Source organism: Rhizobium sp. PRIMUS64 (assembly GCF_023006465.1).
Lineage (GTDB): Bacteria > Pseudomonadota > Alphaproteobacteria > Rhizobiales > Rhizobiaceae > Rhizobium > Rhizobium leguminosarum.
This window is the reverse complement of sequence record NZ_JALBGX010000391.1, coordinates 1-224: the sequence shown is the minus strand read 5'-3', so window position 1 is coordinate 224 and position 224 is coordinate 1. Positions and strand designations below refer to the sequence as shown.

Annotated in this window: 1 pseudogene; it reads left to right on the top strand. The window is 60.7% G+C overall.

The annotated features are described in order from the left end of the window. Window positions 1-224: pseudogene (locus tag MOV76_RS39700) on the top strand (IS630 family transposase); the annotation flags it as partial.

Below are 224 nucleotides of genomic sequence, written 5' to 3'. Positions count from 1 at the left end.
GCGTAGGGATGTGACGCTCGATGAGATGGTTGAGCGCTTGTCCGTCGAGCGGCAGGTGAAGATCAGCCGCAGCGCACTTGGCGCCTGGCTTCGAGGCCGTGGGTGGACCTTTAAAAAAAGACCGCACACGCACTGGAGCAGGACCGACCGGACGTCCTGAAGCGCCGGCGCGCCTGGTTCGATGGTCAATTGGACCTCGATCCGGAGAAACTGATCTTCATCGA